The following is a 4,002-nucleotide window of genomic DNA, read 5'->3' on the forward strand; positions in this document are numbered from 1 at the left end:
GGCGCGCCGGATCGAGCTCGAGCTCGCCGACGGTCAGGACGGTCGGTCGCTCCGGTGCGCCGCGACGCACCAGGGCCCGTAGGCGCGCAATCAGCACCACGAACGAGAACGGCTTGATCAGATAGTCATCGGCGCCCAGGTCGAACGCATCGGCCAAGTCGTACTCGCCGTCCTTGGCCGACAGCATCAACACCGGCGTCCACACCCCCAGAGCACGCATGCCACGGACGATCTCGTAACCACTCTTGCCCGGCAGCATGATGTCGAGCACTATCGCGTCGAAGGCCTCCGCGACCGCGGTGTCGAAGCCGTCATCGCCGCGGTGTTCGACGTCGACCACGAAACCCTCGGCGGCCAGCCCGCGACGAATCGTCTCCGCGAGGTGGACCTCGTCCTCGATCACCAACACCCGCATCGCCGTGTCCTCCCGTCGCCTACGCCCAAGTGAACCAGAACCACTCGCTGTGCCCCGACGTACTTTCAGCGTCCCTTCAGCGGACGGTCGCCACACTGAGCCCGTGCAGAAGTCCCAAGAAGCCATGTTCGAGAACCTGACGAACTTCGTGGCCTCGCATGGACCTGCGGCGATCGCCCTCGGCGGGCTGTTCATCGCCGCTGCGGTGTTCGGCGTTGGATGGGGCTACCGCGATGGCATGTCGACGTGGCTGTCCACTTCGGCACGGGTCGGCGGTCTGCTTTTCGGCCTGACCGTCCTGGCCCTGCAGGCGAGTCGCGGCGGTTGGTTGACGGGCGTGGACCACTCGGTCACGGCGTGGCTGGTCGCACATCGCAACCCGGCGCTCGACCACGTGGCCCTTGCCGTCAGCACCGCCCTCGGACCGGTGGAGATCGCCGTTCTCACGACCGCCGGCGCCGTCGCCGTCGGGTTCAGGTCCCGTTCGGCCCTCTGCGGCCTGACGGCGCTCGTCACCGTGGGCGGGGCCTCTACGCTGTGCTGGCTGATCAAGCTGCTGGTGGCTCGCGCCCGACCTCCCCTCGCCGTCCAAGAGACGCTGGAGACGGACTACTCGTTTCCCTCGGGACACGTGACGGGAACCGCGGCGCTGGTGGGGATCCTGGCGGTGGCCTTCGGACTCGCCGCCAGCCGGGTCGTGAAGGGTCTGCTCGCGGTCGTCGCGGTGCTCGCAGTGTCGGCAGTGGCACTCAGCCGGCTCTACCTGGGCGTGCACTGGCTCACTGACGTGACGGCCGGTGTGCTGCTCGCGGCGGCGGTCGTGACCGTCGGTGCGACCGGCATGGCCGTGCTCGTCGACGACCCGGCCCCGCTAGCTGTCGAGCCGACTCTACCGAGGTCCACCAGGAAGGCGCTGCCATGAGCGCACGCAATCCCGACCCTCTGCTGTCGACCTTCGGGTCGCTGGGGCTTGCCGCGGTGTTCGCCATCGCGCTGCTTTCGGTGTTGCCCTTGATGGTCGGCCTGCGCGGTCGGCAGCGTCGGCGCACAGGCACCAGCGCTCCGACGCCGACGAATTCCGCCCCGCAAGACGTCACACCGCCACCCTCGGACATGCAGCGCGCCTGGCTCACTACGTTGGAGAGGAATTCGTGATGATTCCCAAGAACTCGGTACCCATGGTGTTCGTGGCGCTCGTGACCGCGGGTTTGCTCACCGGGTGTGGCGCCGGGACCGATAACCCGCCTGGCGCACCCACGGCTGCCATCAGACCGGAAACGGTTGCACCCGAGCAGAACCCGGTCGGCGACATCCCCGACACACAAGTATACGTGCCCTATGTTCCGCCGTCGCAACTGTTCACGATGTCGGTCCCCGAAGGATGGGCGCAGACCAACGACAGCGCGGCGACCGTCTTCACCGACAAACTCAACTCGGTGCGCATCGAGATCAATCCGTTCCTGGACACGCTCACGCCGGACGTGGTTCGGCAAGAGGAACTGCCCGCGGTCCAAGCGGCGAGCCCGGGATACCGCTTCGGCGCCGTCTCCGTGGTTCAGCGCAAGGCCGGGCCAGTCATTCTGGCCACCTACCAGGTCGCCTCGACGCCCAATGAGGTCACCGGAAAGCGCGGCGTCGACGCCGTCGAACGCTATTCATTCTGGAGTGACGGCCACGAGGTGGTGCTGACGCTGTCCGGGCCGGTTGGAGCCGACAACGTGGATCCGTGGCGCACCATCACCGATTCTTTGCAGTGGCGGTAGCGGCCGAACCGGCGCCGGAGTGCGCTCTGGCGCGCTCGCTGTATCGCTTCTATCGCGCCGGCGACGAGGAAACCCTTGCGCTGCAGGGCGTCTCACTGCGCGTGGAGTCGGGCGACCTAGTCGCCGTCACCCGGACCGTCCGGTTCGGGAAAGTCGACGTTGCTGTCATGCCTGGCAGGCATGGACGACCCCGATGGCGGCACCGTGCGCGTCGCCGGCCAGCGGATCAGCCACCGCTCCTAACGGGAGCGTGCCCGCATCCGGGGCCGCCACATCGGCCTGCTCTTCCAGAGCGCCAACCTCGTGGAGCAGCTCAATGTCGGCCAGAACGTGGCGCTCGTTCATTCGCTGGCAGGCCAGTTCGGAAGGGACACCGAGTTCCTGAGCGTGCCTGGCCCACAAGGCCGTTCGACGGCATACCCCAGTCAACTGTCCGGTGGCGAGCTCGCTCGGGCCGGCCTCGCGGTCGCGCTCGCCAACTCACCCTCGTCATCGTCGCGAAGCAGGGCACCGCCGTCGTCGTAGCGAGCCACAGCGCGGCCATCGCGGCCGCGGCGACCCGGGTGATACGGCTCGAAGAGGGACGGGCGTATTGATGACCAGCGTCGGACCGGACCTCGACGACGATGCCACGACATCCACCGTCGCAGAATGCCTCGACGTCTGATAACTGATATCGCGACGGCGATGGAAACCAGGGGGTGAGCCGTCACTGCCGACGACTTTGAGTATTCAACGGTGCGATGGGGCGTCGCGCACGATGGCATCCAAAGTCACGATGACCCAATGGTCTTGGCGCTTCCGATGTCTCGGCAGTCCCCACCGGTGATTGGCCCCCGCGCGACGATCGCCGGCTGCTGGCGATCGCGGCGCGGGCTTCTCCTCACTTGAGCGATGTCAACAGCGTGGTGAGGGTCTGCGTCTCGGTGGCGGGATCGGGATTGCCGGCCCGCAACGCCTTCAGTACTTGGTCGATCTGACCGTCGAGGACGGTCCAGCCGCTGTCGTCCAGGGGTTGCAAGGTGGGCTGATCGTCGTCCCAGGCGGTTTCGAGGTCCTTGATACGGGTCGTTGCGCCAGCCTGATCGCCAGCCTGCACCTTGCTCAGGGTGTCCGCGACGATGGTACGGAACTTCGTCACCTCGGCCGGCGGGAAGTTCGCGGTCGCGGACTGCCCCGGGGCGAGTGTCGCGGCGGCCGACGAGCCGGATTCCGCTTCGCTGGCGGCCGCGACGGAGTGCGGTTGCCCGGCAGCCCAGACGAGCAGGGCCCCGGTGGCCACGGCGACGGCCGCGTAGTACCCGTGCACGAGCCGCTCGCGAGCCACATTCTTCGATGCGGCGGACGTCGGGTGCGCTTCGGGCTTGTCGATGACGTCGCTGCGCGTGATCGAGAGGTAGACGACGGTGGCGAGGATCGCGGTGAGGAAGATGACGCTGGTGATGGCCGTGCCCAGACCGAGGCCCTGCTGATCCGCCGGGAAGCCGAGCCAGTCGCCGAGGTTCGCACCGAGTGGCCGGGTGAGGATGTAGGCCAGCCAGAAGGACAGCACGGCGTTGGCACCGAGTCGCCAGCCGATCACGACCGCGACGATCAGGCCGGCGGGCAGCAGCACCGACGTGCCGGGACCCCAGCCGGTGAGTTCCAGGATCCAGTCACCCGAGGCGGTACCGAGCGCGAAGGTGACCAGAATGGCCAGCCAGTAGAACGATTCGCGCGGCAACGTGGTGATGCTGTGAATCGACAGCGTGCGTTCTCGCGCCCACCACACGCCGAAGACGACCGCAAGGACCGCCGCGAAGACGCTGGTGCTCAGCGCGAGCG

At 67.6% G+C, this 4,002-nt stretch carries 5 protein-coding genes and 1 pseudogene; 4 read left to right on the forward strand and 2 right to left on the reverse strand.

Annotated features, from left to right (window positions below; genetic code table 11):
- The coding region (locus QOI01_RS08500) for a response regulator transcription factor (RefSeq protein WP_526379857.1) at positions 1-415 on the reverse strand (415 nt) is incomplete at its 3' end.
- Between the two features lie 103 nt (positions 416-518).
- Here QOI01_RS08500 and QOI01_RS08505 point away from each other — a divergent pair.
- The 4 genes and pseudogenes from QOI01_RS08505 to QOI01_RS08520 all read left to right on the forward strand — a co-directional run bounded on the left by QOI01_RS08505 (position 519) and on the right by QOI01_RS08520 (position 2,703).
- Positions 519-1,337: a phosphatase PAP2 family protein gene (locus QOI01_RS08505; RefSeq protein WP_526379859.1), complete on the forward strand. Its 819-nt coding sequence runs from the start codon at positions 519-521 to the stop codon at positions 1,335-1,337.
- Positions 1,334-1,570: a hypothetical protein gene (locus tag QOI01_RS08510; protein ID WP_526379861.1), complete on the forward strand. Its 237-nt coding sequence runs from the start codon at positions 1,334-1,336 to the stop codon at positions 1,568-1,570. The genes QOI01_RS08505 and QOI01_RS08510 overlap by 4 nt, the downstream gene beginning before the upstream one ends.
- The gene (locus QOI01_RS08515) at positions 1,570-2,178 is read left to right on the forward strand and encodes a hypothetical protein (protein WP_526379863.1); all 609 of its coding nucleotides are present in this window, start codon (positions 1,570-1,572) and stop codon (positions 2,176-2,178) included. Before QOI01_RS08510 ends, QOI01_RS08515 begins: the two co-directional genes overlap by 1 nt.
- 180 nt (positions 2,179-2,358) lie before the next feature.
- Positions 2,359-2,703: pseudogene (locus tag QOI01_RS08520) on the forward strand (ATP-binding cassette domain-containing protein).
- A 358-nt stretch (positions 2,704-3,061) separates the two neighbouring features.
- On the opposite strand, the gene QOI01_RS08525 reads toward QOI01_RS08520, so the two are convergent.
- Positions 3,062-4,002 (reverse strand): COG4705 family protein (locus tag QOI01_RS08525; RefSeq protein ID WP_526379865.1); only part of this gene is annotated, 941 nt, incomplete at its 5' end.

Source organism: Mycobacterium sp., from assembly GCF_032162605.1.
Taxonomy (GTDB): Bacteria; Actinomycetota; Actinomycetes; order Mycobacteriales; family Mycobacteriaceae; genus Mycobacterium.

Excerpts from the sequence above, each read along its gene's own strand:
- QOI01_RS08515 (WP_526379863.1), top strand. The coding sequence starts at position 1,570 with ATGATTCCCAAGAACTCGGTACCCATGGTGTTCGTGGCGCTCGTGACC.
- QOI01_RS08510 (WP_526379861.1), top strand. The coding sequence starts at position 1,334 with ATGAGCGCACGCAATCCCGACCCTCTGCTGTCGACCTTCGGGTCGCTG.